This window comes from Methylobacterium sp. 1973, assembly GCF_040545035.1.
Classification (GTDB): Bacteria; Pseudomonadota; Alphaproteobacteria; order Rhizobiales; family Beijerinckiaceae; genus Methylobacterium; species Methylobacterium fujisawaense.
Map to the genome: position 1 here is coordinate 122,392 of NZ_JBEPLA010000001.1, position 22,687 is coordinate 145,078.

25 protein-coding genes are annotated in these 22,687 nt (G+C 71.8%); 12 read left to right on the top strand and 13 right to left on the bottom strand.

Features of this window, described 5'->3' with window-relative positions; genetic code table 11:
• Window position 1: 1 nt before the first annotated feature.
• A complete protein-coding gene (locus tag ABIC70_RS00605) occupies window positions 2–484 on the bottom strand; it encodes a hypothetical protein (protein WP_043382621.1) in 483 nt (160 codons plus the stop codon).
• Window positions 481–2,298: a chloride channel protein gene (locus tag ABIC70_RS00610; protein WP_179697698.1), complete on the bottom strand. Its 1,818-nt coding sequence runs from the start codon at window positions 2,296–2,298 to the stop codon at window positions 481–483. The genes ABIC70_RS00605 and ABIC70_RS00610 overlap by 4 nt, the downstream gene beginning before the upstream one ends.
• A gap of 137 nt (window positions 2,299–2,435) precedes the next feature.
• Here ABIC70_RS00610 and ABIC70_RS00615 point away from each other — a divergent pair, with 137 nt between their 5' ends.
• Window positions 2,436–2,864 carry a MarR family winged helix-turn-helix transcriptional regulator gene (locus ABIC70_RS00615; protein WP_043347176.1) on the top strand — a complete coding sequence of 143 codons (429 nt, stop codon included), beginning with the start codon at window positions 2,436–2,438 and terminating at the stop codon, window positions 2,862–2,864.
• 181 nt (window positions 2,865–3,045) lie between these two features.
• Here the strand turns inward: ABIC70_RS00615 and ABIC70_RS00620 are convergent, their stop codons facing one another.
• Window positions 3,046–4,065, bottom strand: coding sequence for a polyprenyl synthetase family protein (locus ABIC70_RS00620; RefSeq protein ID WP_354438601.1), 1,020 nt, complete (start codon window positions 4,063–4,065; stop codon window positions 3,046–3,048).
• Between the two features lie 168 nt (window positions 4,066–4,233).
• Here ABIC70_RS00620 and ABIC70_RS00625 point away from each other — a divergent pair, with 168 nt between their 5' ends.
• Together ABIC70_RS00625 and ABIC70_RS00630 are read left to right on the top strand one after the other, a co-directional pair.
• Window positions 4,234–4,458 carry a putative signal transducing protein gene (locus tag ABIC70_RS00625; RefSeq protein WP_026604550.1) on the top strand — a complete coding sequence of 75 codons (225 nt, stop codon included), beginning with the start codon at window positions 4,234–4,236 and terminating at the stop codon, window positions 4,456–4,458.
• Window positions 4,455–5,213, top strand: a complete 759-nt coding sequence (locus tag ABIC70_RS00630; RefSeq protein WP_354438604.1) for a tRNA1(Val) (adenine(37)-N6)-methyltransferase — start codon at window positions 4,455–4,457, stop codon at window positions 5,211–5,213. Before ABIC70_RS00625 ends, ABIC70_RS00630 begins: the two co-directional genes overlap by 4 nt.
• Window positions 5,214–5,222: 9 nt before the next feature.
• On the opposite strand, the gene ABIC70_RS00635 is transcribed toward ABIC70_RS00630, so the two are convergent.
• Both ABIC70_RS00635 and ABIC70_RS00640 read right to left on the bottom strand, forming a co-directional pair.
• Window positions 5,223–5,534, bottom strand: coding sequence for a hypothetical protein (locus ABIC70_RS00635; RefSeq protein WP_020090705.1), 312 nt, complete (start codon window positions 5,532–5,534; stop codon window positions 5,223–5,225).
• 31 nt (window positions 5,535–5,565) lie between these two features.
• On the bottom strand, window positions 5,566–6,240 hold the full coding sequence (locus ABIC70_RS00640; protein ID WP_043347166.1) for a hypothetical protein: 675 nt from the start codon (window positions 6,238–6,240) through the stop codon (window positions 5,566–5,568).
• Window positions 6,241–6,753: 513 nt separating this feature from the next.
• Here ABIC70_RS00640 and ABIC70_RS00645 point away from each other — a divergent pair.
• The 3 genes from ABIC70_RS00645 to ABIC70_RS00655 are packed head-to-tail and all read left to right on the top strand — an operon-like array spanning window position 6,754 to window position 8,315.
• Window positions 6,754–7,551: a heme ABC transporter permease gene (locus ABIC70_RS00645; protein WP_043347165.1), complete on the top strand. Its 798-nt coding sequence runs from the start codon at window positions 6,754–6,756 to the stop codon at window positions 7,549–7,551.
• Between the two features lie 9 nt (window positions 7,552–7,560).
• The gene (gene ccmD, locus ABIC70_RS00650; protein ID WP_043347163.1) at window positions 7,561–7,704 is read left to right on the top strand and encodes a heme exporter protein CcmD; all 144 of its coding nucleotides are present in this window, start codon (window positions 7,561–7,563) and stop codon (window positions 7,702–7,704) included.
• The gene (locus ABIC70_RS00655) at window positions 7,701–8,315 is read left to right on the top strand and encodes a DsbE family thiol:disulfide interchange protein (RefSeq protein ID WP_043347162.1); all 615 of its coding nucleotides are present in this window, start codon (window positions 7,701–7,703) and stop codon (window positions 8,313–8,315) included. The genes ccmD and ABIC70_RS00655 overlap by 4 nt, the downstream gene beginning before the upstream one ends.
• A gap of 3 nt (window positions 8,316–8,318) precedes the next feature.
• On the opposite strand, the gene ABIC70_RS00660 is transcribed toward ABIC70_RS00655, so the two are convergent.
• Together ABIC70_RS00660 and ftsY are read right to left on the bottom strand one after the other, a co-directional pair.
• A complete protein-coding gene (locus ABIC70_RS00660; protein WP_043347159.1) occupies window positions 8,319–8,933 on the bottom strand; it encodes a septation protein A in 615 nt (204 codons plus the stop codon).
• Between the two features lie 130 nt (window positions 8,934–9,063).
• Window positions 9,064–10,416: a signal recognition particle-docking protein FtsY gene (gene ftsY, locus ABIC70_RS00665; RefSeq protein WP_354438605.1), complete on the bottom strand. Its 1,353-nt coding sequence runs from the start codon at window positions 10,414–10,416 to the stop codon at window positions 9,064–9,066.
• Between the two features lie 57 nt (window positions 10,417–10,473).
• On the opposite strand from ftsY, the gene ABIC70_RS00670 reads away from it, so the two are divergent.
• Window positions 10,474–11,175, top strand: coding sequence for an RluA family pseudouridine synthase (locus tag ABIC70_RS00670; protein ID WP_043347155.1), 702 nt, complete (start codon window positions 10,474–10,476; stop codon window positions 11,173–11,175).
• Here the strand turns inward: ABIC70_RS00670 and mtaB are convergent.
• On the bottom strand, window positions 11,145–12,365 hold the full coding sequence (mtaB, locus tag ABIC70_RS00675) for a tRNA (N(6)-L-threonylcarbamoyladenosine(37)-C(2))-methylthiotransferase MtaB (RefSeq protein WP_043760280.1): 1,221 nt from the start codon (window positions 12,363–12,365) through the stop codon (window positions 11,145–11,147). The genes ABIC70_RS00670 and mtaB overlap by 31 nt on opposite strands.
• Entirely contained in the window at window positions 12,365–13,252 is an 888-nt protein-coding gene (gene dapF, locus ABIC70_RS00680; protein ID WP_043347151.1) for a diaminopimelate epimerase, read from the bottom strand. Before dapF ends, mtaB begins: the two co-directional genes overlap by 1 nt.
• 194 nt (window positions 13,253–13,446) lie before the next feature.
• Here dapF and ABIC70_RS00685 point away from each other — a divergent pair, with 194 nt between their 5' ends.
• The 5 genes from ABIC70_RS00685 (at window position 13,447) to tam (ending at window position 17,814) form a co-directional block, all read left to right on the top strand.
• Complete coding sequence (locus ABIC70_RS00685) at window positions 13,447–14,190, top strand: GyrI-like domain-containing protein (protein WP_043382595.1); 744 nt, start codon at window positions 13,447–13,449, stop codon at window positions 14,188–14,190.
• 202 nt (window positions 14,191–14,392) lie between these two features.
• The gene (locus ABIC70_RS00690) at window positions 14,393–15,154 is read left to right on the top strand and encodes an endonuclease III domain-containing protein (RefSeq protein WP_083935967.1); all 762 of its coding nucleotides are present in this window, start codon (window positions 14,393–14,395) and stop codon (window positions 15,152–15,154) included.
• Between the two features lie 93 nt (window positions 15,155–15,247).
• Window positions 15,248–16,312, top strand: coding sequence for a tryptophan--tRNA ligase (gene trpS, locus ABIC70_RS00695; protein ID WP_043760278.1), 1,065 nt, complete (start codon window positions 15,248–15,250; stop codon window positions 16,310–16,312).
• Window positions 16,309–17,010 carry a haloacid dehalogenase type II gene (locus ABIC70_RS00700; RefSeq protein WP_274926270.1) on the top strand — a complete coding sequence of 234 codons (702 nt, stop codon included), beginning with the start codon at window positions 16,309–16,311 and terminating at the stop codon, window positions 17,008–17,010. Before trpS ends, ABIC70_RS00700 begins: the two co-directional genes overlap by 4 nt.
• Before the next feature lie 21 nt (window positions 17,011–17,031).
• Window positions 17,032–17,814, top strand: coding sequence for a trans-aconitate 2-methyltransferase (tam, locus tag ABIC70_RS00705; RefSeq protein WP_053611100.1), 783 nt, complete (start codon window positions 17,032–17,034; stop codon window positions 17,812–17,814).
• Between the two features lie 23 nt (window positions 17,815–17,837).
• Here the strand turns inward: tam and ABIC70_RS00710 are convergent, their stop codons facing one another.
• From ABIC70_RS00710 to ABIC70_RS00725, 4 genes are all read right to left on the bottom strand, one after another.
• Window positions 17,838–19,913, bottom strand: coding sequence for a methyl-accepting chemotaxis protein (locus ABIC70_RS00710; RefSeq protein WP_354438609.1), 2,076 nt, complete (start codon window positions 19,911–19,913; stop codon window positions 17,838–17,840).
• A 239-nt stretch (window positions 19,914–20,152) separates the two neighbouring features.
• Window positions 20,153–20,806 carry a pyridoxamine 5'-phosphate oxidase family protein gene (locus tag ABIC70_RS00715; RefSeq protein ID WP_043347120.1) on the bottom strand — a complete coding sequence of 218 codons (654 nt, stop codon included), beginning with the start codon at window positions 20,804–20,806 and terminating at the stop codon, window positions 20,153–20,155.
• A gap of 168 nt (window positions 20,807–20,974) precedes the next feature.
• Window positions 20,975–21,994 (bottom strand): ketol-acid reductoisomerase, encoded by a 1,020-nt coding sequence (ilvC, locus tag ABIC70_RS00720; RefSeq protein ID WP_012322218.1) that lies wholly within the window; start codon window positions 21,992–21,994, stop codon window positions 20,975–20,977.
• Window positions 21,995–22,006: 12 nt separating this feature from the next.
• Entirely contained in the window at window positions 22,007–22,663 is a 657-nt protein-coding gene (locus tag ABIC70_RS00725) for a TetR/AcrR family transcriptional regulator C-terminal domain-containing protein (RefSeq protein ID WP_043347122.1), read from the bottom strand.
• Window positions 22,664–22,687: the final 24 nt, after the last annotated feature.

Sequence of the window (22,687 nt, forward strand, 5' to 3'; positions counted from 1 at the left end):
TTCAGGCCGGCTCCGCCGCGTAGACCGTCACGACCCCGTTCCCCTCCGGCACCATCACGCGCCAGCGGCTTGCCCGCGGCAGGTCGCCGGGATCCATCGCGCTGACCCGGCCGCTCCCGACATCGAAGGCGGCCAGCCGGCCGTCCCTGTCGCAGCCGCACAGATACGCGCGGCCGTCACCGAGATGGAGCGCAGCCGGAGCGAGGGCGGCGTGGCCGACGGCGATGTCCGCGAGGGCACCGCTGGGCGCCAGGAAAGCGCCCTGCAGCGCCAACACGTCGGTGTCGGGGGCGATCTCAGAGACGATCCGCAGGTGGCCGTCGGCCTCGTGACGCCGGTTCAGCAGCAGGGCCTCCCGCCGTCCGTCACGCAGGACGACGAGGGCGAGATCAGGCCCGTCCGGGCCGGCGATCAGGTAGCAGCTGCCCGGCCCGAGCTGGTCGAGGCGGGTGGTCCGGCCGGGAAGGCGCGGCTCCATGGTCATGCCTCCATCCGTGCGCGCCGCTCACCCCGCCCCTTCCGGTAGAACGCGCGGCGCTCGGCTTCGGCCCGCACCACGGTGGCGCGCACCTGAAGCAGATCCTTGCGGGTCAGGAGCCCGACAAGGCTGCCGGTCTGCGGATCGGTGACCGGCAGGCGGCCCTGCCCGGCCGACAGCATCACGTCGAGGGCGTGCGAGACCACGTCGCCCGGATGGACGACGGCCAGATCGGCGTCGGAGACGCGCTCGCCGAGGGTGCCCGCCTCCGTCTCACCCTCGCGCTCTTCGAGGGTCCAGCGCAGGGCGTCGTTGCGGGAAACGAGGCCCACCGGCCGGCCCGCGCCGTCGACCACCGGGTAGGCGTGGTGGAGGCCGGTCTCGATGGCGGCGAGGGCCTCGGCCAGGGGCAGGTCCGCGTCCAGGGTCTCGACGGTGCGGGTCATCACCGCCTCGACCCGGGCCAGATCGTAGGGATCGATCCCGTATTCCCGGGTGACGTGCTGCCCGCGCCGGGCGATCTTCTCGGTCAGGATCGAGCGCTTGAGGAGGAGCACGGTCACCGCGTAGGCCGCCATGGTGGCGGCGAGCAGCGGCGCCAGGGCGGCGACGTCGCCGGTCACCTCGACGGCAAAGACGACGCCCGTGAGCGGCGCCGGCAGCGTGCCGCCGAGCATCGCCGCCATGCCGAGCAGCGCCCAGAAGCCGTGGGCGCCGGGCAGGAGCAGGCCGATCAGCCAGCCGACGGCGCCGCCGAGGATCAGCAGCGGCGCGAGCACGCCTCCGGACGTGCCCGACGACAGGGCGGCGAGCCAGATCACCGCCTTCACCACCAGGATCAGCACCACGGCGCTCGCCAGCATGTGGCCGGAGAGCAGGTCGTGGATCACGTCGTAGCCGACGCCGAGCGCCCGGGGCTCCGCGAGGCCGCCCAGGCCGACCACGACGGCGCCGAGGGCGGGCCACCACATCCAGTGGAGGGGAAGCCGCCCGAACCCGTCCTCCAGCGCGTAGAGCGCCCGGGTCAGCGCGCCGGAGATCAGGCCGCAGGCGACGCCGAGCAGCGCACAGGCGGGAAGCCCCCACCAGGGCAGGGCCGGATTGTCGGCGAAGGGAAACAGCGGGCCGGCGCCGAACAGGGCCGGCCGCCAGCAGGCCGCCGTGACCGCCCCGACGGTCACCGGGACGAGGCTCCGCGGCCGCCACTCGAACAGCAGGACTTCGACGGCGAGCAGCACGGCCGCCACGGGCGTCCCGAAGATGGCGGTCATGCCCGCCGCCGCGCCCGCCACCAGCAGGGTCTTCCGCTCGGCGGCGCTGAGATGGAAGAACTGGGCGAAGAGCGAGCCGACCGCGCCGCCCGTCACGATGATCGGCCCCTCGGCGCCGAACGGGCCGCCGGTGCCGATCGCCACCGCCGAGGAGAGCGGCTTGAGCACGGCCACCCTGGGCGACATCCGGCTCCCGCCGATCAGGATCGCCTCCATCGCCTCCGGGATCCCGTGGCCGCGGATCTTCTCCGAGCCGTAGCGCGCCATGGCGCCGACGATCAGCGCCCCAATCACCGGGATCGCCACCATCCAGGGCCCCGGCGACGCGCCGGCCAGGGAGGTCAGAGCGGTATCGAAGCGGCCATACCACGCGAGATTGGTCACAAGGCCGATGAGCGTGAGCAGGATCCAGGCGGTGCCGCTCGCGGCCGTGCCGGTAACGACAGCCATGCCGGCCAGCGTCAGGACCCGTCGATCAGCGCTGAAATCCCGCAGCGCACGGCGCAACGGCCTCGCACCCCCGCGCTCCCCTTCCGTCCCGCCGATCATCCAGGCCTCCTTTCCTCACGACCGCATTTATGTCGTGATCCGATATAATCCACAACGGCACGGTCGTGGCGAGGCTGCACAAGCCTGTCGATCCGGGGCATCGTCGGCGGATCACAGGCCCCATCACGGAGGCGATCATGGACACCGACGCGTCCGGGACGGAGGCGCTGTCGCGGGAGCAATATGCGGCGCTCGCGGATTTCCGGTTCCGGCTCCGCCGCTTCCTGGCGTTCAGCGAGGCCGCGGCGGCCCGGGCGGGGCTGCCGCCGCAGCAGCATCAGGCCCTGCTGACCCTGGCAGGCCATGTCGGACGCGCGCCCGCCACGGTCGGCCTTCTGGCCGAGCAGCTGCTGATCGCCCCGCACAGCGCGGCCGAACTGGTGTCCCGCATGGTGGAGGCCGGTCTGCTGACCAAGACACGCGCCGTGGAGGACCGGCGGCGGAGCGCGTTGTCGCTCACCCCCCGTGCCGAGGGCCTCCTGCAAAGCTTGACGGCCGCGCATCTGGACGAGCTGCGTAACCTCGCCCCCGCCCTCACCGACGCCCTCGGACCCGCGACGCGCTGACGCGACCGGCGGCCGATGGGTCGTTCAATCGCAGGGGACCGGCATCACCGACCCGCCTGCGGGGACGGAGCGCGAGGGATACCTTCGCGGCGGGCCGCGGTCCGATCAGCCCGGGGCGACGCGCTGCCGATCCGATGGTGGGGCGGTCTGGCTGTCGATGCGGGAGCCGTGAGGCCCCGCCTCAGCGCGCCCGCGCCACGCAGAACTCGACGGCCCCGAGGAGCGCCGCCTTGACGGGCCCGTCGGGGAAGATGTCGAGGGCGGCCCGGGCCTCTGCGCCGTAATGGTGGGCGCGGGCGACGGTCTCCTCCAGGGCGCCGTGGCGCTGCAGGAGGTCGAGGGCCATTTCCAGATCGTCGGCGCCGATCTCGCCCTGCTGCAGGGTGCGGCGCCAGAAGCCGCGCTCGCCCTCGCTGGCGCGGCGGTAGGCGAGCACGATCGGCAGGGTGATCTTGCCCTCGCGGAAATCGTCGCCGACGTTCTTGCCGAGCTCCACCGAGGTGCCGCCGTAATCGAGCACGTCGTCGATCAGCTGGAAGGCGATGCCGAGATTCATCCCGTAGGACCGGGCGGCCGCCTGCTCGGCCTCGGGCCGTCCGGCGAGCACCGGGCCGACCTCGCAGGCGGCGGCGAACAGCTCGGCGGTCTTGCCGCGGATCACCGCGAGGTAGGCGGCCTCGTCGGTCTCCAGGTTCTTGGCGTTGGTGAGCTGCATCACCTCGCCCTCGGCGATCACCGTGGCGGCGGCCGAGAGGATGTCGAGCGCCCGCAGGGAGCCGACCTCCACCATCATCCGGAAGGCCTGGCCGAGCAGGAAGTCGCCGACCAGCACGGAGGCCTCGTTGCCCCACTTGATCCGGGCGGCGACGCGGCCGCGGCGCATGTCGCTCTCGTCGACCACGTCGTCGTGGAGGAGCGTCGCGGTGTGCATGAACTCGACGCTGGCGGCGAGCTTCACGTCGCCGTCGGTCGCGCCCGCGTAGCCGCAGAGCTGGGCGCAGGCGAGCGTCAGGATCGGGCGCAGGCGCTTGCCGCCGGAGGCGATCAGGTGGTTGGCGACCTCGGGGATCATCGCCACGTCCGATCCCGTCCGCGACAGGATCGTGGTGTTGACCCGCGCCATGCCGTCGGCCACCAGCGCGACGAGGTCGTTGAGCCCCGCCTCCGCCTCGGGCTTCGGATTCTCGATGGAGAGGGCCATACCCAAGATCCGTGACCTCCAGATCGGTCGCCCCTCAGGGGGCGGGCGATCCCTTCGCACGCGCCCCGCGGCGCCGCAACATCGTCGCCGTCCGGATATGGGGTGCCGCCAGCGCGGGGCTCACGCGACGAAACCGCCGATCCGAGCCCTCTTCGGAGCGAACACGCGATGATCGAGCTGATCCGGGCCAACGATGTCGTGCTGATCGGGTTCGCCCGATCGGTCCTCGAGGCGGCCGAGATCCCGGTCCTCGTCGCCGACAGCCACATGAGCCTGATGGAGGGATCGATCGGGGTCTTCGGCCAGCGCCTTCTCGTCCCGCGCGACCATGAGGCCCAGGCCCGCCGCCTGCTCACGGATGCCGGCATCGCCCACGAGCTGCGCCAGCCGTGACAGAAGAGGCCGACACCGGCGCCGATTCTTTCCTCGGCGGCCTCCTGCGCCTGCACCAGCCGCCGCGGGGGGCGCATCGCGCCGGGACCGACGCGGTGCTGCTCGCCCGGCTGCTCGCGCCGCAGGCCGGGGAGCGGGTCTGCGATGTCGGCGCCGGGACCGGTGCCGTCGGTCTCGCCTGCGCGGCCCTGGCGCCGGGCCTCCGGCCGACGCTGGTCGAGCGCGACCCGGTGCTCGCCGGGCAGGCCCGCGCCAACGCGGCCCTCAACGGCATCGACGCGCAGGTTCTGGTAGCCGACGTCCTGGCACCCGCGGCGGAACGCCGCGCCGCCGGCCTGGCGCCGGACAGTTTCGACGTCGTGCTCACCAACCCGCCGTTCTTCGCAACCGGCGGCCACCGCGCCTCGCCGCATCCGGGCCGCGCCGCCGCCCACACCTTCGCGGGCGGGGATCTCGAGACCTGGATCCGGACCTGCACGGCGATCCTGCGGCCCGGCGGCCGCCTCGGCCTGATCCACCGGGCGGACGCCCTTCCGGCCTGCCTCGACGCCCTCAAGGGCCGCTACGGCGGGCTGGCTATCCGCCCGGTCCATCCCCGCGGCGACGCGCCCGCGATCCGTGTGCTGATCGCCGCGGTCCGCGGCAGCCGCGCCGCCGCGAGCCTGCGCCCGCCCCTCGTGCTGCACGGTTCCGACGGCACCTTCACGGCCGAGGCCGAGGCGCTCCATCGCGGCGCGCCCTGGCCATCGCTCTGAGCCGTCAGCTTACGCCGCCAGCGCGGCGGGTTCGGCATCACGGATGCCGAGGAACCGCTCGACCTCCGGAAGATCCGGGAAGGCGAGGAATTCCGGACGCAGCGGCTCGGGCAGGCCCTCGAAGTTGAGGCCCGGGAACGTGTCGGGATGCGGGTAGAGCTGCCAGGCCGCGCCGGGCTCGACCGGGGGGAAGAGGATCGCGACCTTCTCGGCGCCGAGGCGCACGATCCGCGTCGGGCTGTAGGACAGCGTCTCGATGCTCCAGCCGTGGTGGGAATCCCGGCGGGCCTTCATGGTGCGGCGGCTCGTCGCGCGATGCATGGCGGTCTCCTTCGGTGGGGTGGAAGCGGGATCAGGCGGCGCTGCGGCGTCCGGCGCGCTTCGGCCAGCCGAGCGCCACGAGGCGGGCCTTGGCGTAGTCGCGCACCTCGTCGCGGGTGCCGGGCGGCATCGTCGTCAGGACGGCCTGGGTGGCGCCGTCCAGCATCAGGTCGGTGACCGCGTTGATCGTCGCGGCCTCGTCGATGCGGCGCTTGAGGTCGCCCTCGGCCTCGGTGACCTCGTCGAAGGCGGGCGCCTCCTCGAAATCCTCGTCGACGGCGCGGACCGGGATCTGGTGGGCGCGGAACTCGTCGGCCTCCTCCTCCGAGTAGACGAGACCGTGCAGCTCGATGAGCTTGAGGATGACGCGGTCCTTCCCGCGCTTCTCGGCCATGGCGTAGACGTAGGCCGCCTGCTTGCCGGAGACGCGGTAGTTCACGTTGACCAGCGCCTCGCCCATCGACCACTCGACCCGCTCGGTCCCGGGCTTCGCGCCGGGCAGGCGGCCGGTCACCAGGATCACGGCCTCGTCGCGTTCGGCCCGGATGACGGTCGGCGGCTCGAACACGATGCCGGCCTGGGCGGCGATGCGCTCCAGGGTCTTGTGGTAGATGACGGCGGTCCCCTGAACGCGCCAGACGTTGCCCCCGAAGGGCTCGCCGTAGCGGACGAGGATGTCGGCGATCTGCTTGTCGGCGGTTCGCATGAAGCGCTCGTTCCGTCAGGAGGGAGGCGGGTCGTCCACAGCTTTTCTCGGGGACGCTCTTTCGTTCTCTTTTTGTTCACGTCTATATGCGCAATCTGCCCGCGATGCGCAAGGCTCGGACGCCAAAACCTGCGGTTGCGGGCATGCGTCATCGTCCCCGCGCGCCGGTGGCGCCGGGGGCATGGCCCGGGACGCCTCGAACAGGCGCGGTCACAGGAAGCTCGAGATAGCGATACTTTCCAGACCGGCGAACGCTGGGAGGCTTAGACGCGTGTGGGCGTAGCGCGGATCCCCTCTCCCGCACGGGAGAGGGGGCGCGTCGCGGATGTCCCAAGAAGACGGTTGGGTGTCGACGCGATCGTCCAGGAGCGCGTCGGCTCCGACGCCCCGTCAGCGTTGGCACCGTCTGCGACCACATTCCGGCGACCCCGCCGCCTGCGCCGCCGTCCCGCATTGTTGCTGCACCGCACCCTAGGCTAGACCGCTTCCACGATGTCCGAGACAGCTGCCGCGATGACGCCTTCCCTCTGGACCCGCCTGTCGAATCCCAGCCATTTCATGCGCTGGTCGGGCGCGCTGGTGCCGTGGCTCACGGCCCTGTCGCTCGCCGTCCTGGCCCTGGGGCTGTACCAGACCTTCTTCGTGGTGCCGCCCGACTACCAGCAGGGCGAGACCGTGCGGATCATGTACGTCCACGTCCCGGCGGCGTGGCTCGGCGTGTTCTTCTACGGGGCCATGAGCGTGTCGGCGATCGGCACCCTGGTCTGGCGCCACCCGCTGGCCGACGTCGCCCAGCGGGCGGCGGCGCCGATCGGGGCGGCCTTCACGCTGATCTGCCTCGTGACCGGCTCCCTGTGGGGCAAGCCCATGTGGGGCACCTACTGGGTCTGGGATGCCCGCCTGACCTCCATGCTCATTCTGCTGCTGATCTATTGCGGCATCATCGCCCTGTGGCGCACGCTGGAGGATCCGAACCGTGCCGCGCGCGCGGTGGCGATCCTGACCCTGGTCGGGGCCGTGAACCTGCCGATCATCAAGTTCTCGGTGAACTGGTGGTCGACCCTCCACCAGCCGGCCTCGATCCTGCGCATGGGCGGCTCGACCATCGATCCCTCGATGCTCTACCCGCTGCTGGTCATGATCGGCGCCGCGACCCTGGGGGGGACCACCCTGCATCTCTACACGATGCGCACCGAGATCATGCGTCGCCGGGTGCGGACGTTGACGATCCGCGAGGCCGAGCGCCTCGACCGCGCCCAGCCGCACATCACTCCGACACCGGCCGCGATGCCGGTCGGCCAACCGGTCTAGGGGGCCGCAATGGATCTCGGGTCTCACGGCGGCTTCATCCTGCTCGCCTACGCCTTCACCGCCTTCGTGATGGTCGCCCTGGTCGGCAACGCCCTGCGCGATCGCCGGACGCAGCTGCGTGCCCTGAAGGGCTTCGGCGAGGATCGGCGATGACCGCGCCCCTCGACGAGGCGACCGGGCGGCCGCCGCCGGTCCGCCGCTCGCTGCTGCTGATCGTGCCGGCCCTCGCCTTCGCGGCGCTCGCCGCCGTGCTGTTCCTGCGCCTGCGCTCCGGCGCCGATCCGGCGGCCCTGCCCTCCGCGATGATCGGCAAGCCGGTGCCGCAGTTCGATCTGCCCGCCGTGCCGGGGCTGACCGCCGGGGGCGCGCCCGTGCCCGGCCTGTCGAGCGCGGATCTGAAGGGCCAGATCACGGTGCTCAACGTCTTCGCCTCCTGGTGCGCGCCCTGCCAGGTGGAGCACCCGATGCTGATGCGCCTGGCGAAGGAGCCCGGCATCCGGCTCGTGGGCATCGACTACAAGGAGCCGACCCCCGAGGCTGGCCAGCGCTTCCTGGCCCGGCACGGGGTCCCGTTCAGCGCGGTGGGGGCCGATGCCGGAGGGCGGGCGGCGATCGATTTCGGCGTCTACGGCGTGCCCGAAACCTTCATCATCGGGCCGGACGGCATCATCCGCGACAAGCTCGTCGGCATCCTCACGCCTGAGAATTTCGCGAGCGTGCTCACGCGAATCCGCGCCGCCGGCAAGGTCGCGGCAGCGCAGTAGACCCTAGAGTTCGGGCTGCGGGGTCTTGCGCTCGTAGCGGGTCAGCAGCGGCGTCTGCGCCAAGGCGAACAGCACGGTGATCGGCATGATGCCGAACACCTTGAAGTTCACCCAGAAATCCTCCGTCTGCGTCCGCCACACCAGCTCGTTGAGCGCCGCCAGCACGAAGAAGAACACGCCCCAGCGGAAGGTGAGCTTGCGCCAGCCCTCCTCGGTGAGGCTGAACATCGAATCGAGCACCACCGAGAGCAGCGAGCGCCCGAACAGGAGGCCGCCGAGCAGCACCGTCCCGAACAGGGCGTTCACGATGGTCGGCTTGACCATGATGAAGGTCTTGTCCTGCAGCGCCAGGGTCAGGCCGCCGAACACCACCACCACCACGCCGGACACGAGCGGCATGATCGGCAGGCGGCGCACCATGACGTAGTGGATCGCCAGCGCCACCACGGTCGCCGCGATGAACACGCCCGTGGCCACGAACAGCTTCTGGTCCGGGGCGACGCCGAACTTCTCGGAATACGCGTTGCCGAGGAAGAACAGCACCAGCGGGCCGAGTTCCAGCGCCAGCTTCACGAGCGGCGGCAGGTGGCGGTGCGGGGGGACGGATTCGATCTGCATACGCTCGGTCGGCTCGGCTGCGGCGCTCACGGTGGGCCGGGAGCGTCGAACGGGATTTGCGGGGTGTGTGGTACGCCGAGCGCGCGATGTCCATGACATCGCGCACCAAAGATCGGCGGGCGCCCGCGTCCTAATCCTTCTCCAGCCCGGCGATGGCCCGGGCGAAGTCGCGGGCCGCGAAGGGCTCCAGGTCCTCGACGCCCTCGCCGACGCCGATGAAGTGGACCGGCAGGCCGAACTTCGCCGCCAGCGCCACCAGGATGCCACCCCGGGCGGTGCCGTCGAGCTTGGTCATCACCAGGCCCGAGACCGGCGCGGCCTGCGAGAACAGCTCCACCTGGCTGAGGGCGTTCTGGCCCACCGTGGCGTCGAGGACGAGGATCGTGGCGTGGGGCGCCTCCGGATCCTGCTTGCGCAGCACGCGGACGATCTTCTCAAGCTCCGCCATCAGGCCGGTCTTGTTCTGGAGCCGGCCGGCGGTGTCGATCAGCAGCACGTCGGTCCCGGCGGCCGAGGCCTGCTTGAGGGCGTCGAAGGCGAGGCCCGCGGCATCTGCCCCCTGCGCGCCGCTCACCACCGGCGTGCCGGTGCGCGCGCCCCAGACCTTGAGCTGGTCGATCGCCGCCGCCCGGAACGTGTCGCCCGCCGCCAGCATCACGGTGCGCCCCTCCGCCCGCAGCTTCGAGGCGAGCTTGCCGAGGGTCGTGGTCTTGCCGGCGCCGTTCACGCCGACGGTGAGGATCACGAAGGGCTTCCGGCTCGCGTCGATGGCGAGCGGCACCGCCACGGGCTCCAGCGCCCGCTCGACCTCCGCGGCGAGGATCGCCCGCACCTCGTCCGGCGAGATGCCCTTCTCGTAGCGGCCCTTGCCGACGGCCTCCGAGACCCGCATCGCGGTCTCGACGCCGAAATCGGCCTGGATCAGCGCGTCCTCCAGGTCCTCCAGGGTGGTGGCGTCGAGCTTGCGCTTGGTGAACAGGCCGGTCACGCGCTCGGAGAGCGCCGACGAGGTCCGCTTCATCCCCGAGGTGAGCCGGCTCCACCAGCCCTTGGCCTCCGGCTCGCAGTCCGGCCCGGCACCCGCGTCGTGGGCTAGGGCAGCGGCGCTGTCGACCGGCTGGATGTCGGGCATCGGCGCGACCACCGGCTCCCGGTTCACGTCACCGGTATCGACCGGGTCGGCCCCGTGCGCGGGGTCGTCGCCGGCGGTGCCGGCCGGCGGACGCTCGGGCTCGCCCGCGACGGGCAGCAGATCGGCGCCCTCGACCACGTCCGGGACCGGCTCCCCGGTCTCCTCGGGCGGCAGCGGAACATGCGCGACATCCTCCGCGGCGGTGGCGAAGTCCGGCTCACCCTCGGAGGGCGAGGCCGCCTCCGGGGGCAGCTCGGCCTCGGGCTTGTCTTCCGGCTTGTCCTCGGGCGCGGGCTGGCCTTTGCGCCCGAACAGGCGTCCGAACCAGCCGGGCTTCTCCTCGCTCGCCATGAAATCGCGTCCTCGCCCCACCTTGCCCCGCCGACACCGACCCTCTAGCCGATCCGGATGTCCAACGCCTTCGACATAGGCGCGCGCCTCCTCTACCGCGATGCCCTGCTGCTCGTCATCGACAAGCCGGCGGGTTTACCGGTCCATCCGGGCCCCCGCGGCGGCGAGACGCTCACCGATCACCTCGACGCCCTGCGGTTCGGCCTGCCGCGCCGCCCGGAGGCCGCGCACCGGCTCGACCGCGACACCTCCGGCTGCCTCGCGCTCGGCCGCCACGCCAAGGCGCTGGCGCGGCTCGGCAAGCTGTTCTCCGGCAGCGGCGTCGACAAGACCTACTGGGCGATCGTGGAGGGCGGCCCCGCCGAGGAGGCCGGCCGCATCGACCTGCCGCTGGCCCGCCGCTCGGACGATCCGCGCTCCTGGTGGATGAAGGCCGACCCGGCGGGCGACCCGTCGCTGACGCACTGGCGGGTGCTCGGCCGCGCCGGGGGGCGGACATGGCTGGAGCTGAAGCCGGTGACCGGCCGCACCCACCAGCTCCGGGTCCATTGCGCCGCCTCCGGCTGGCCGATCCTGGGCGACGCGATCTACGGCGGGGCGCCCCGCGGCAGCGCGCTGCACCTGCACGCGCGGACCCTGTCGATCCCGCTCTATCCGAAGCGCGACGCCATCACGGTGACGGCCCCGCCGCCGCCGCACATCGCCGAGGCCGTGGCGCCGCTCGCGGCTCAGGCCGCGATCAGCCGCGCCCCGTCGTGAGACGCGATCGCGACGCTGTGGAACGTGCCGGGGGCAGGCGCGTCTGACAGGCGCACGGCGGTGAAATCCGCGCTCCGCCCGGTGCCGCCGCGCTCCGCCAGCACGGTCAGCCGCCGCCCGACCTGTGCGTCGAGGTGCCGCCGCAGGGCGTCGGCACCGGCTGCGCGCAGCCGCGCCGCCCGCGCGCGGATCGCGTCCGCCTCCACCGGCGGCATCCGCGCGGCGGGTGTCCCGGGGCGCGGGGAATACGGGAAGACGTGCAGGTGCGTCAGGCCGCATTCCGCCACGAGGTCGAGGGAGCGGGCGAACTGCGCCTCCGTCTCGGTCGGAAACCCCGCGATCAGATCGGCGCCGAACACCATGTCGGGCCGCAGCCGCCGCACGGTCTCGCAGAAGCGGATCGCGTCGGCGCGCAGGTGCCGGCGCTTCATGCGCTTGAGGATCAGGTCGTCGCCGGCCTGCAGCGACAGGTGCAGGTGCGGCATCAGCCGCTCCTCCTCGGCGATCGCCGCGAGCAGGGCGTCGTCGGCCTCCACGGAATCGATGGAAGAGAGGCGCAGGCGCGGGAGATCGGGCACCGCCCGGAGGATCGACCGCACCAGACCGCCGAGGGACGGCCCGGAGAGATCCCGTCCATAGGCGGTGAGATCCACGCCGGTCAGCACCACTTCCCGCCCGCCCCGGGCCACGAGGGTCTCGACCTGCGCGACCACATCGGGCACCGGCACCGAGCGGGAGACGCCGCGTCCGAACGGGATCACGCAGAAGGTGCAGCGGTGGTCGCAGCCGTTCTGCACGGGCACGAAGGCGCGGGTATGCCCGGCCATGGCCTCGATCCGCGTCGGCTCGGCCATCCGCGCCGCCATGACGGCCCCCGGTCCGGTCGCGGCCGCCGACCAGCCCTCCGGCCGCAGCTTCTCGGCGTTGCCGACGAGGCGCGCGACCTCCGGCATGGCCGCGTAGGCCTCCGTCTCCACCTCGGCGCCGCAGCCTGTGACGACGATCTCGGCGCCGGGCCGTTCGCGGGCGATGCGCCGGATCGCCTTGCGGGCCTGCCGCCCGGCCTCGGCGGTGACCGCGCAGGTGTTGACCACCACCCGGTCGCGGCCGTCCGCGGCCGCATGGGCCCGCAGAGCCTCGGACTCGACGGTGTTGAGGCGGCAGCCGAAGGTGAGGGTCTCGACCGCCATCAGGCCGCGCTGTCGAACAGCTCCGGCGCCAGGGTCCCCTCGGCGACGAGCGCGACCGGACCGGTCATCAGGACATGGTCGTCGGCGCGCCACTCGATGAACAACTCGCCGCCGGGCAGCGCGACCTGGGCCTGCCGGCCGATCATCTTGAGGCGCGAGGCGGCCACCACGGTGGCGCAGGCGGCGGTGCCGCAGGCGAGCGTCAGCCCGGCGCCACGCTCCCAGACGCGGAGCTTGATCGTCTCGCGGCCCGTCACCTGCGCCACGGAGATGTTGGCGCGCTCCGGGAAGAGCGGGTGGTTCTCCAGCATCGGACCGATCCGCGCGAGGTCGAAGGAATCCGGATCCTGCTCCACGAAGAACACCGCGTGCGGGTTGCCCATGTTCACCGCGCCCGGCGAGTGCAGGATCGGATCGTCGATCGGGCCGATCTGCAACTCGATCCGGCGCGTGTCCGGGAAGGGCTCCGACAGGGGGATCTCGTCCCAGGCGAGACGCGGACGGCCCATATCGACCGTGAAGGCCCGCTCCGAGACGCGGCGCACGCCGAGCACGCCCGCTTCGGTCTCCAGGGTGAGCCGCCCGCCCTCGGCCGGCCGGGCCATGGCCGGATCGTCGAGCATCGCGTAGGCGACGCAGCGCGTGCCGTTTCCGCAGGCGCCCGATTCCGAACCGTCGGTGTTGTAGATCCGCAGGAACGCGTCCGTGCCCGGGCTCACGGGATCGTGTAGCACCATCAGCTGATCGAAGGCCGAGCCGGGATCCTGCGCGATCGCCCGCGCCTCCTCGGGCCGCACCGTCGCGGTGGAACCGCGCAGGTCCAGCACCACGATCGCGTTGCCGGCGCCGTGCATCTTCAGGAAGCGTCTGTGGGCGAGTGCGCTCATGCGGTCCCGCAGGTCGAGGAGGGGCCGGCTATATCGCAAAAGCGACCGCCCGGCGCGAGGGGTGCAGCAGCGTGGCAGATGCGCCGCACCCGCGGCTCTCGTCCGCGGTGCCCTCGCGGGCCGTCCCGTTCGCCACTAGGTTACGCGGCGGGAGCCTGCGCGATCATCCGCGGGCCTCGACCGGAGCGCCCCACGTGATCCGCCTTCGTCCGCTCGTCGCCCTCTCGGCCGCCCTCGTGCTCGCGTCCGGCGGCCCGATCGCCGCGCAGCAGCAGCCTGCGCCGCCGCCCTCCACGGCACCCGCGCCGGCCCAGACGAACCCGCTGCCGACGACGACGGCGCCGAACCCGGTGGCCGATCCGGACAAGAGCGCGGCCCCGGCCCCCCAGCAATCGGTGGCGCCCCCGCCCGCGGGCCAGTCCGCGGTGGGAACGCCTGCGCGTCCGACGCTCATCGAGAAGGCCGGCGAGCCCGGCGACGTCGACGAGGTCACCCTGCCGTCGAAGCCCGCCGCGATCCTGTCGGGCAAGACCAAATGGGAGGAGGCCGTGCCGAACCTGAAGCAGGCCTTCGCGCGGATCGAGGCCGACCTCGCCAAGCTGGGCGTCGCGCCGGCCGGCCGGCCGCTGGCGGTCTTCACCCGAACCGACGATGACGGCTTCGAGTTCGAGGCGATGATCCCGGTGGCGGCCGCGCCGAACCCGGCGCCGGCGGAGACCGACGGGCTGCGCTTCGGCACGACGCCCTCCGGCAAGGCGTTGCGCTTTGCCCACAAGGGTTCCTACGAGTCGATCGACAGCACCTACGAGACCCTGACCGCCTATCTCGATGCCAAGGACATCGTGGTGCAGGACCGGTTCGTCGAGGAATACGCCACCGACCTCAAGGACGGTACCGACGACAACCTCGACGTGAACATCTACGCGCTGGTGAAGTAGGGGCCGGCAGATCGGCCGACGTCGCGGACCGATCCCGCGCCGGAGAACCGGCCGCAACCGCCGCCTCTCGCCCCTCTGCGAGGAAGGGAGGAGTGCGCGGCACCCGATCGCCCGTTCCTGACGCGCATGCGCGGAGATCGGACAGATCGCCGCTGCCCCGCCCCGGCAGGAACAGGGGCATCGGCTCGCGGATTCGCCCGACATGCCCGCCACCGACCTCAGAACCGGGACCGTCCCGCCTCCGCGCCGCAAGGCGGCCCCCAACGCCATGGATCCCGCCCTCGCCGAGAAGGCGCTGGCGATCCACGCGCGCCTCTGCCCGGTCTACGGCTGCCCGATCCCGTACTTCCACAGCCTGGATCCGGTCAGCGAACTCGTCTCCTCGCTCCTGTCGCACCGGACGCGCAACGCCGAATCCGGCCGGGCCTTCAAGGCCCTGCGGGCACGCTTCCCGGACTGGGAGGCGGTGATCGACGCGGACGTGCCGGAGATCGAGGCCGCCATCGCGGGGGTGACATGGCCGGAGCTGAAGGCGCCGCGCATCCGCGACGTGATCCGGGCCCTGCGCGACCGGTGCGGAACCCTCGACCTCGCCTTCCTGGCCGACATGGAGGTCGAGGCGGCGCGGGCGTGGCTGCAGGCCATCCCCGGGATCGGGCCGAAGACCAGTGCGGCGGTCCTGTCGTTCTCCACCCTGCGGATGCCGGCGCTGCCGGTGGACAGCCACCATCACCGGGTCGCCCAGCGCCTCGGGCTGATCGGCCCGCGGGTCGATGTCGGCCCGGCGCACGCGATCCTGCGGGGGCAGTTGCCCGCCGCGTGGAGCGCGCAGGATCTCTACGACAATCACGAGATCCTGATGCTGCACGGCCAGCAGGTCTGCCACCATCACCGGCCCGCCTGCGGGCGCTGCGTCCTGACCGACCTCTGCCCCAGCGCGAAGCGCCCCGTGCGGGAGCCGTGAGCGCGTCCTTGACCATTCCGGCCTACGGGTGCGAGTAACCCCGCGCCCGGACGGCGCGGAGCCCCGGTCTATCTTTGCTCAGGATCGGCGCCGATGGCCGCGTTCACCGAATTGGTCTTCTCGGGCGTCCAGCCCACCGGCAACCTGCATCTCGGCAACTATCTCGGAGCGGTGAAGCGCTTCGTGGAGATGCAGGACCGCGACGCGCAGTGCCTGTACTGCGTGGTCGACCTGCACGCGATCACCGTCTGGCAGGATCCGGAGGCCCTGCGCGGCCAGATCCGCGAGGTCACGGCCGCCTTCCTCGCCGCCGGCATCGATCCGAAGCGCTCGATCGTGTTCAACCAGAGCCAGGTGCCCCAGCACGCCGAGCTCGCCTGGGTGTTCAACTGCGTCGCCCGCCTCGGCTGGCTGAACCGCATGACCCAGTTCAAGGAGAAGGCCGGCAAGGACCGGGAGAACGCCTCGATCGGCCTGTACGACTACCCGGTGCTGATGGCCGCCGACATCCTGGCCTACCGGGCGACCCACGTGCCCGTGGGCGAGGACCAGAAGCAGCATCTGGAGCTGACCCGCGACATCGCGCAGAAGTTCAACACCGACTTCGCAGGCTCGATCGCGGCGCACGGCCACGGCGACGCGTTCTTCCCGATCACGGAACCGCTGATCGGCGGTCCGGCCGCCCGGGTCATGTCGTTGCGCGACGGCACCAAGAAGATGTCGAAGTCGGACCCGTCCGACAACGCCCGGATCAATCTCACGGACGATGCGGACGCCATCGCCCAGAAGATCCGCCGGGCGAAGACCGATCCGGAGCCCCTCCCCTCCGAGGTGGCGGGCCTGAAGGAGCGGCCCGAGGCCGACAACCTCGTGGGGATCTACGCGGCGCTGGCCGGCATCAGCCGCGAGGACGTGCTGCGCGACTTCGGCGGGGCGCAGTTCTCGACCTTCAAGCCGGCGCTCGCCGACCTCGCCGTGACGAGCCTCGCGCCGATCGCCGGGGAGATGCGGCGGCTCACCGCCGATCCCGGCCATATCGACGCCGTGCTGGCCGACGGCTCCGCCCGGGCGGAGACGATCGCGGCGCAGACCCTCGACGCGGTCAAGGACATCGTCGGCTTCGTGCGGCGGGGCCCCAGCCTCCAGGCGGTGCGGTGACAATCCGGGCGCTGGTCTTCGACGTCTTCGGGACGCTCGTCGACTGGCGCTCCGGCGTCGCCCGCGAGGCGGCGCGGCTGCTGGCGCCCGTCGCGCCGAGCCTCGATGCGGGCGCCTTCGCGGATGCGTGGCGGGCCCGCTACGACCCGTCGATGGAGACGGTGCGCTCCGGCGCCCGGCCCTATGTCGACCTCGACACGCTCCAGGCCGAGTCCCTGCCCGACGTGCTGGCGCAGTTCGGCATCGCGGGCGTGCCCGAGACGGTACAGCGGGAGCTGGTCCAGGCGTGGCACCGGCTCGACGCCTGGCCCGAGGTGCCGGACGCGCTGCGGCGGCTGCGGGAGAAGCACCTCCTGGCACCGAACTCCAACGGGCCTGTCCGGTTGTTGGCCGACCTCGCCCGCCGCAACGGGCTGATCTTCGACGCGGTGCTCGGCGCCGGCTATTCCCGCGACTACAAGCCGAAGCCGGCGCTCTACCGCGACGCGGTGGCGGCGTTCGGGTTCGCGCCGGCGGAAACGATGATGGTCGCGGCGCACTCGAACGACCTCGCGGCGGCGGCGCGCCACGGTCTGTCCACCGCCCACATCGCCCGCCCGCACGAGCACGGCCCGGCCGGCGGCGAGACCGCGCCGACGGTGCCGGTCACCCACGCGGCGCGGGACCTGGCGGACCTCGCCGACCAGCTCGGCTGCTGAGGCGTCGCACGGAAGGTTGAGATGGCCGATTGGAACCCCGCCCTCTACACCCGCTTCGAGGACGAGCGGACGCGGCCGGCGGCCGAGCTCCTCGCCCGCGTGCCCCTCGACGCGCCACGGCTCGCCTGCGATCTCGGCTGCGGGCCCGGCAATTCCACCGCGCTGATCGCGGCGCGATTTCCCGATGCTGAGGTGCTCGGCCTCGACAGTTCCCCGGCGATGCTGGAGAGCGCCCGTGCCCGCCTGCCCGACCTCACCTTCGCGCAGGCCGATGCCGCGACCTGGGTCCCGGAGCGCGCCCCGGACCTGATCTTCGCCAACGCCGTCCTGCAATGGCTGCCGGACCACGCGACCCTGCTGCCGCGGCTGTTCGGTCTCCTCGCCCCGGGCGGGGTGCTCGCCGTGCAGATGCCCGACAACCTCGCCGAGCCCACCCACCGGCTGATGCGCGAAGTCGCGGCGGCCGCCCCCTGGGCGGCAACGATCGGCGACCCGGCCGTGGCCGGCCGCCTCGGCCGCATGCTCGAACCCGCAGCCTACTACGACCTGCTGGCGCCCCTGGCCGCCGAGGTCGATGTCTGGCGCACCGCCTATCACCACCGGATGGCGGATGCCGCCGCCATCGTGGACTGGGTGAGCGCCACGGGGCTCCGGCCCTTCCTCGACCCGCTGGAGCCCGGGGAGAAGGCCGGCTTCCTGGCGGCCTATACCGGCGCGATCGACGCCGCCTACACGCCGCGCAGCGACGGGCAGCGCCTGCTCGCCTTCCCGCGGGTGTTCATCGTCGCCCGAAAAGCCCCGTAGCGCGCAGGCCGGCCCGGTGGTCCTCAGGCCGCGCGCACCGTTCCGAGGAAGCGGCTGACCTCCGTCCGGAGGTGCTCGGATTGCTGCGACAGGTTCGCGGACGAGTCCAGCACCTGGCCCGCGGCCGAGCCGGTCATGTCGGCCGCTTCGGCCACGCGGGCGATGTTCGTCGTCACCTCGCCCGTGCCGGCGGCGGCCTGGGTCACGTTGCGGACGATCTCCTGGGTCACCGTACCCTGCTGCTCGACCGCGGCGGCGATCGTCGTGGCCACGCCGCTGATCTCGTCGACGCGCGTCGTGATGCTGCCGATCGCCGAGGCCGCCTGCGCGGTCGAGGCCTGCACGCGGGCGATCTGGCCCGCGATCTCCTCGGTGGCCCGCGCGGTCTGTTCGGCCAGCGCCTTCACCTCGGCGGCCACGACCGCGAAGCCCCGTCCGGCCTCGCCGGCGCGGGCCGCCTCAATGGTGGCGTTGAGGGCCAGCAGGTTGGTCTGGCCCGCGATGCCGCTGATCAGCGCCACCACGTCCCCGATCTTCATCACGGCCGCACTCAGATCCTCGACCAGGCGCACCGTCCGCCCGGCCTCGTCGGCCGCGGCCCGCGCGAGCTGCGCGGAGCCCTGGACCTGACGCCCGATCTCCTGCACGGAGCTGCCGAGCTCCTCGGCCGCCGAGGCCGCGGCCCGGACGTTGGCGGCCGCCTCCTCGGCCCCGGCCGCGACGGTCGTCGACTGGCCGGCGGTCTCCGACGCCGTGGCGGCCAGCGCCCGGGCCGTGGCCTGCAGCTCGGTGGCCGCGTTCGTGACCGTCTCGACGATGCCGCCGACCGCCTGCTCGAACGTGTTCGCCAGATCCGCCGTCACCCGCTTGCGGTCCCGGTCGGCGGCGGCCTGGGCAGAAGCCCGCGCCTGCGTGTCGGCCTCCGCCTGCGCCCGGAGGCCGTCGCGCAGCTTCAGGACGGCCCGCCCGACCAGCCCGACCTCGTCGCGGCGCCGAGCCTCGGGCACGTCCGCCCCGTAATCGCCCGCGGCCATGTCGCCGATGGTCCTGCCGAGGGCACGGACCGGCTTTCCGACGAGGCGGTGCAGCGCGCCGAAGACGACCGCGCAGCCGATCAGCACGCAGAGGACCGAGATGCCGATGAGCCTGGCGCGCGCCTGATCGGCGGCGGCCGTGAGCGTCGCCACCGGCACCGCGACCACGATGGCCCAGCGGTCGGGCGTCTCGCCCGCCTGGATATGCTGCGCCATGTACCGCCACGGCGCCCCATCCGGGCCCGGCGCATCGGTCACCACCACGGCGCCCACCGCGATCGCCTGCCTGGCCGCGTCGGCTGCCGACGCGTCGAAGCCGTGCATCGGCTTCCCGGCCGCCGCGCCGGTCGGATGCGCGACGGTCGTTCCGCTCGCCGAGACCACGGCCAGGTAGCCGGTCCCGAACGGCTTCACCGCGCCGAAGGCGGCATTCAGGGATCCGAGGTCGATGTCGACCCCGGCGGTGCCGCGATACGTGCCGTCCACGCTGATCGGCGCGCCGAAGGACATCATGACGACGTCCTTCCCGGCCACCGGGTAGATGTAGGGTTCGATGGCCACCAAGCGGTTCAGCTTCTTCGGCTGAAGGTAATAGGCGCCGTCCGGCTCGGCCTCGTAGCCGGTGAGAACCTCCCGCTTGATCGTGCCGCTGCCGCGATTCCAGTAGGGCATGAAGCGGCCGCTCGCGTCCGAGGAGGCCGTGCCGGCGAACGTGCGGTCGCGCCCGTCCAGGGCATCCGGCTCCCAGCCCGTCCAGGTCGCGATCAGGCTGGGGTTGGCGCGCAGAAGCTCGCGCAGCATCGCATCGTAGACCTCACGGTCCTGAATGCCGCGGGCGCGCAGGGCCGAGGCGGAGGCTGCGATGCTCTCGGCGGTCTTGGCCGCGACCGCGAGGCGAAACCGGACCTCGCGCGCCTCGTTCGACAGAGTCTCCGACTGCATCTTGGCCGCCTGCTCCTCGAAGGAAGCGTTGATTCGACGGGCAAGAAAAGTCATCCCTCCCGCGAAAACCGCAGCGATCAGGACGCTACAGATAACGGCGACACGCAGGGGCAGCGAAAGCATGTTCTCTACGATCCGCGCAAGGATGTGACCGACCAGATTTGCAGGAAATCTAGCGGCCACCCCCGCACATCGTCAAGAAATTTTGAACTCGGCCGCGATCAGTCGCAATTATATTGCTACATCAATATGAAGCGCCGCGGATATCTACTTGGTATCAACTTGTGCGCCGAAGATTGAATTCCCGGCATATCGAGCGCCCGCCGGCCGCCCCATTTCGCGAGGCGGCCGGCAAAGGGTCGTCAGGCCTCGCCGCGGGCGACCAGCGCCTCGTACTCCGAGACCTCCAGCTTGCCCTCGCGGGCGACCCGCGCCTTGTCTTCGTCGCTGATCACGTCGCCCGCGAGGTCCAGACGCTTCCAGGCGGCGAGCGGCGTCTCGCGGCCGGGCCGCGGCACGTACTTGTTCTGCTCGAGCTTCTGGTACTTGTGGATGTAGCGCGGGCAGTTGATCCAGATCTTCGTCACCGCGACCTTCACCAAGTATTTGGCCTCGGTGTACTCGGCCATCAGGGCGTCGTCGCGCAGCAGCGTGGCGTGGCCCTGCACGCGGATGCGGTGGGGCGTCTCGAAATCGATGAACAGCAAGCCGACCTTGGCCTGCCCCGCGATGTTGCCCATCGAGTAGAACATGCCGTTGCCGTCGAAGCCCGGGAACACCAGCGTGTTGGCGTCGAGCACCTTCACGAAGCCCGTGGGGCCGCCCTTGTAGGAGACGGTCGGCATGCCGTCCGGGTCGACGGTCGAGAGGAAGAACATGTCGCGGGAGCCGATGAAGGCGGCCTCGTCCGGCTGGATGCTCTCGTGGACCCAGTCCTCGTCGAGGCGCACCGCGAGCTTGGTGGTGCCGAACTCCTCCTGCAGCGCCCGGTGCGCGTCGGAATAGAGCGATGCCATGCGTGTCCTCTCCGCTAGCCGGTCCTCATACGCGCGGGACCGCTGCGGGGCTTATGGCCGGGATATCCCGGGTCGGGCAACCCGGAACGCGAAGGGCCGGCCACGCCTTCGCGCGACCGGCCCCCGGCGTGACGACCGGGCGAAGCCCGGCCGCGTGATGCGAACAGATCAGTTGCGGGTCTTGTCGACCAGCGCCTTCTCGGAGATCCACGGCATCATGCCGCGGAGCTTGGCGCCGACCTCCTCGATCGGGTGGGCGGCGAGCTTGGCGCGGGTCGCCTTGAACGAGGTCTGGTTGACCTTGTTCTCCAGCATCCAGTTGCGGGTGAAGGTGCCCGACTGGATGTCGTTCAGCACGCGCTTCATCTCGGCCTTGGTCTCGGGCGTGACGATGCGCGGGCCGGTGACGTACTCGCCATACTCGGCCGTGTTGGAGATCGAGTAGTTCATGTTGGCGATGCCGCCCTCGTAGATGAGGTCGACGATCAGCTTCACCTCGTGGAGGCACTCGAAATAGGCCATCTCGGGGGCGTAGCCCGCCTCGACCAGGGTCTCGAAGCCGGCCTTGATCAGCTCGACGAGGCCGCCGCAGAGCACGGCCTGCTCGCCGAACAGGTCGGTCTCGCACTCCTCCTTGAACGTCGTCTCGATGATGCCGGCGCGGCCGCCGCCGTTCGCCGAGGCGTAGGACAGGCCGAGATCGTGGGCGTTTCCGCTCGCGTCCTGCGCGATGGCGATCAGGGTCGGCACGCCGCCGCCGCGGAGGTACTCGGAGCGCACGGTGTGGCCCGGGCCCTTCGGGGCGACCATCAGGACGTCGAGGTCCTTGCGCGGCTCGATCAGGTTGAAGTGGACGTTGAGGCCGTGGGCGAACAGGAGCGCGGCGCCCTGCTTCATGTTGCCCTCGAGGGACTCGCGGTAGATGTCGCCCTGCAGTTCGTCGGGGGTGAGCATCATCACCACGTCGGCCCACTTGGCGGCCTCGGCGACCGACAGGACCTTGAAGCCCTCGTGCTCGGCCTTCTTGGCGGTGGCGGAGCCCTCGCGCAGGGCGATGACGATGTCCTTCACGCCGGAATCGCGCAGGTTGAGCGCGTGGGCGTGGCCCTGGCTGCCGTAGCCGACGATGGCGACCTTCTTGCCCTTGATCAGGTTCAGGTCGGCGTCGCGATCGTAATACACCCGCATGTCTGTCTCCTCTTAAACGTGGCGGTTCGGGTCGGGTTTGGCCTGGCCGTAGAGGGCCAGGAACTGCTCGACGGCGCGGCCCGCATCGCGCCGGATCTCGGCCCCGTCGAAATCGAGGGTCTCGCCGAGCAGAAGTCGAATCTGGATATCCCGGCCGACGAGGCCGAAGAAGGTGCGGAAGGTGGCCTCGCTGTCGGCGAAGGCGAGTAGCCCGGCGGCGCGCCCGGCCTCCAGCACGGGCTTCACCCGCTCGCCGATGGCGAAGCGGCCGTTGGCCAGCACGATGCCGCCGAGATTGCTCTTGCGCGAGCCGGCATGCGCGATGGCGATGCGGTTCAACGCGACCGAGGTGGGGCCGGTGATGACCTCCAGCCACGTCACGGCGAAATCCTGCAGGCGCTCCCGCAGGGTCGCCCCGTCGAGGATCTGCGCGGCGTCGTGCCCGGCATGGACCCGGGAGGCCTGCCAGCGCACCGTCGCGGTCAGCAACCCGTCCCGGTCGCCGAACCACTTGTAGAGCGTCTCCTTCGAGCAGCTCGCCCGGCGCGCGACGGCGTCCATGGTGAGCTGCTCGCCGTCCTCGACCATAAGGCCGAGCACGACGTCCAGCACCGCCTGCTGGCGTGCCGACGGCGCTTCCCGCTCTGCTGTGGCGCTGGCCTGCATCATCTCGAATGGCGTACCGTACCGTAC

Bases quoted from the DNA above. Each gene is read 5' to 3' on its own strand.
- ABIC70_RS00645 (WP_043347165.1), top strand. From the start codon at position 6,754: ATGACGCCTTCCCTCTGGACCCGCCTGTCGAATCCCAGCCATTTCATG.
- ABIC70_RS00635 (WP_020090705.1), bottom strand. From the start codon at position 5,534: ATGCATCGCGCGACGAGCCGCCGCACCATGAAGGCCCGCCGGGATTCC.
- ABIC70_RS00605 (WP_043382621.1), bottom strand. From the start codon at position 484: ATGACCATGGAGCCGCGCCTTCCCGGCCGGACCACCCGCCTCGACCAG.
- ABIC70_RS00625 (WP_026604550.1), top strand. From the start codon at position 4,234: ATGATCGAGCTGATCCGGGCCAACGATGTCGTGCTGATCGGGTTCGCC.
- ccmD (WP_043347163.1), top strand. From the start codon at position 7,561: ATGGATCTCGGGTCTCACGGCGGCTTCATCCTGCTCGCCTACGCCTTC.
- ABIC70_RS00610 (WP_179697698.1), bottom strand. From the start codon at position 2,298: ATGATCGGCGGGACGGAAGGGGAGCGCGGGGGTGCGAGGCCGTTGCGC.
- tam (WP_053611100.1), top strand. From the start codon at position 17,032: ATGGCCGATTGGAACCCCGCCCTCTACACCCGCTTCGAGGACGAGCGG.
- trpS (WP_043760278.1), top strand. From the start codon at position 15,248: ATGGCCGCGTTCACCGAATTGGTCTTCTCGGGCGTCCAGCCCACCGGC.
- ABIC70_RS00710 (WP_354438609.1), bottom strand. From the start codon at position 19,913: ATGCTTTCGCTGCCCCTGCGTGTCGCCGTTATCTGTAGCGTCCTGATC.
- ABIC70_RS00715 (WP_043347120.1), bottom strand. From the start codon at position 20,806: ATGGCATCGCTCTATTCCGACGCGCACCGGGCGCTGCAGGAGGAGTTC.
- ABIC70_RS00615 (WP_043347176.1), top strand. From the start codon at position 2,436: ATGGACACCGACGCGTCCGGGACGGAGGCGCTGTCGCGGGAGCAATAT.
- mtaB (WP_043760280.1), bottom strand. From the start codon at position 12,365: ATGGCGGTCGAGACCCTCACCTTCGGCTGCCGCCTCAACACCGTCGAG.
- ABIC70_RS00655 (WP_043347162.1), top strand. From the start codon at position 7,701: ATGACCGCGCCCCTCGACGAGGCGACCGGGCGGCCGCCGCCGGTCCGC.
- ABIC70_RS00660 (WP_043347159.1), bottom strand. From the start codon at position 8,933: ATGCAGATCGAATCCGTCCCCCCGCACCGCCACCTGCCGCCGCTCGTG.
- ABIC70_RS00725 (WP_043347122.1), bottom strand. From the start codon at position 22,663: ATGATGCAGGCCAGCGCCACAGCAGAGCGGGAAGCGCCGTCGGCACGC.
- ilvC (WP_012322218.1), bottom strand. From the start codon at position 21,994: ATGCGGGTGTATTACGATCGCGACGCCGACCTGAACCTGATCAAGGGC.
- ABIC70_RS00670 (WP_043347155.1), top strand. From the start codon at position 10,474: ATGTCCAACGCCTTCGACATAGGCGCGCGCCTCCTCTACCGCGATGCC.
- ABIC70_RS00690 (WP_083935967.1), top strand. From the start codon at position 14,393: ATGCCCGCCACCGACCTCAGAACCGGGACCGTCCCGCCTCCGCGCCGC.
- ftsY (WP_354438605.1), bottom strand. From the start codon at position 10,416: ATGGCGAGCGAGGAGAAGCCCGGCTGGTTCGGACGCCTGTTCGGGCGC.
- ABIC70_RS00640 (WP_043347166.1), bottom strand. From the start codon at position 6,240: ATGCGAACCGCCGACAAGCAGATCGCCGACATCCTCGTCCGCTACGGC.
- dapF (WP_043347151.1), bottom strand. From the start codon at position 13,252: ATGAGCGCACTCGCCCACAGACGCTTCCTGAAGATGCACGGCGCCGGC.
- ABIC70_RS00620 (WP_354438601.1), bottom strand. From the start codon at position 4,065: ATGGCCCTCTCCATCGAGAATCCGAAGCCCGAGGCGGAGGCGGGGCTC.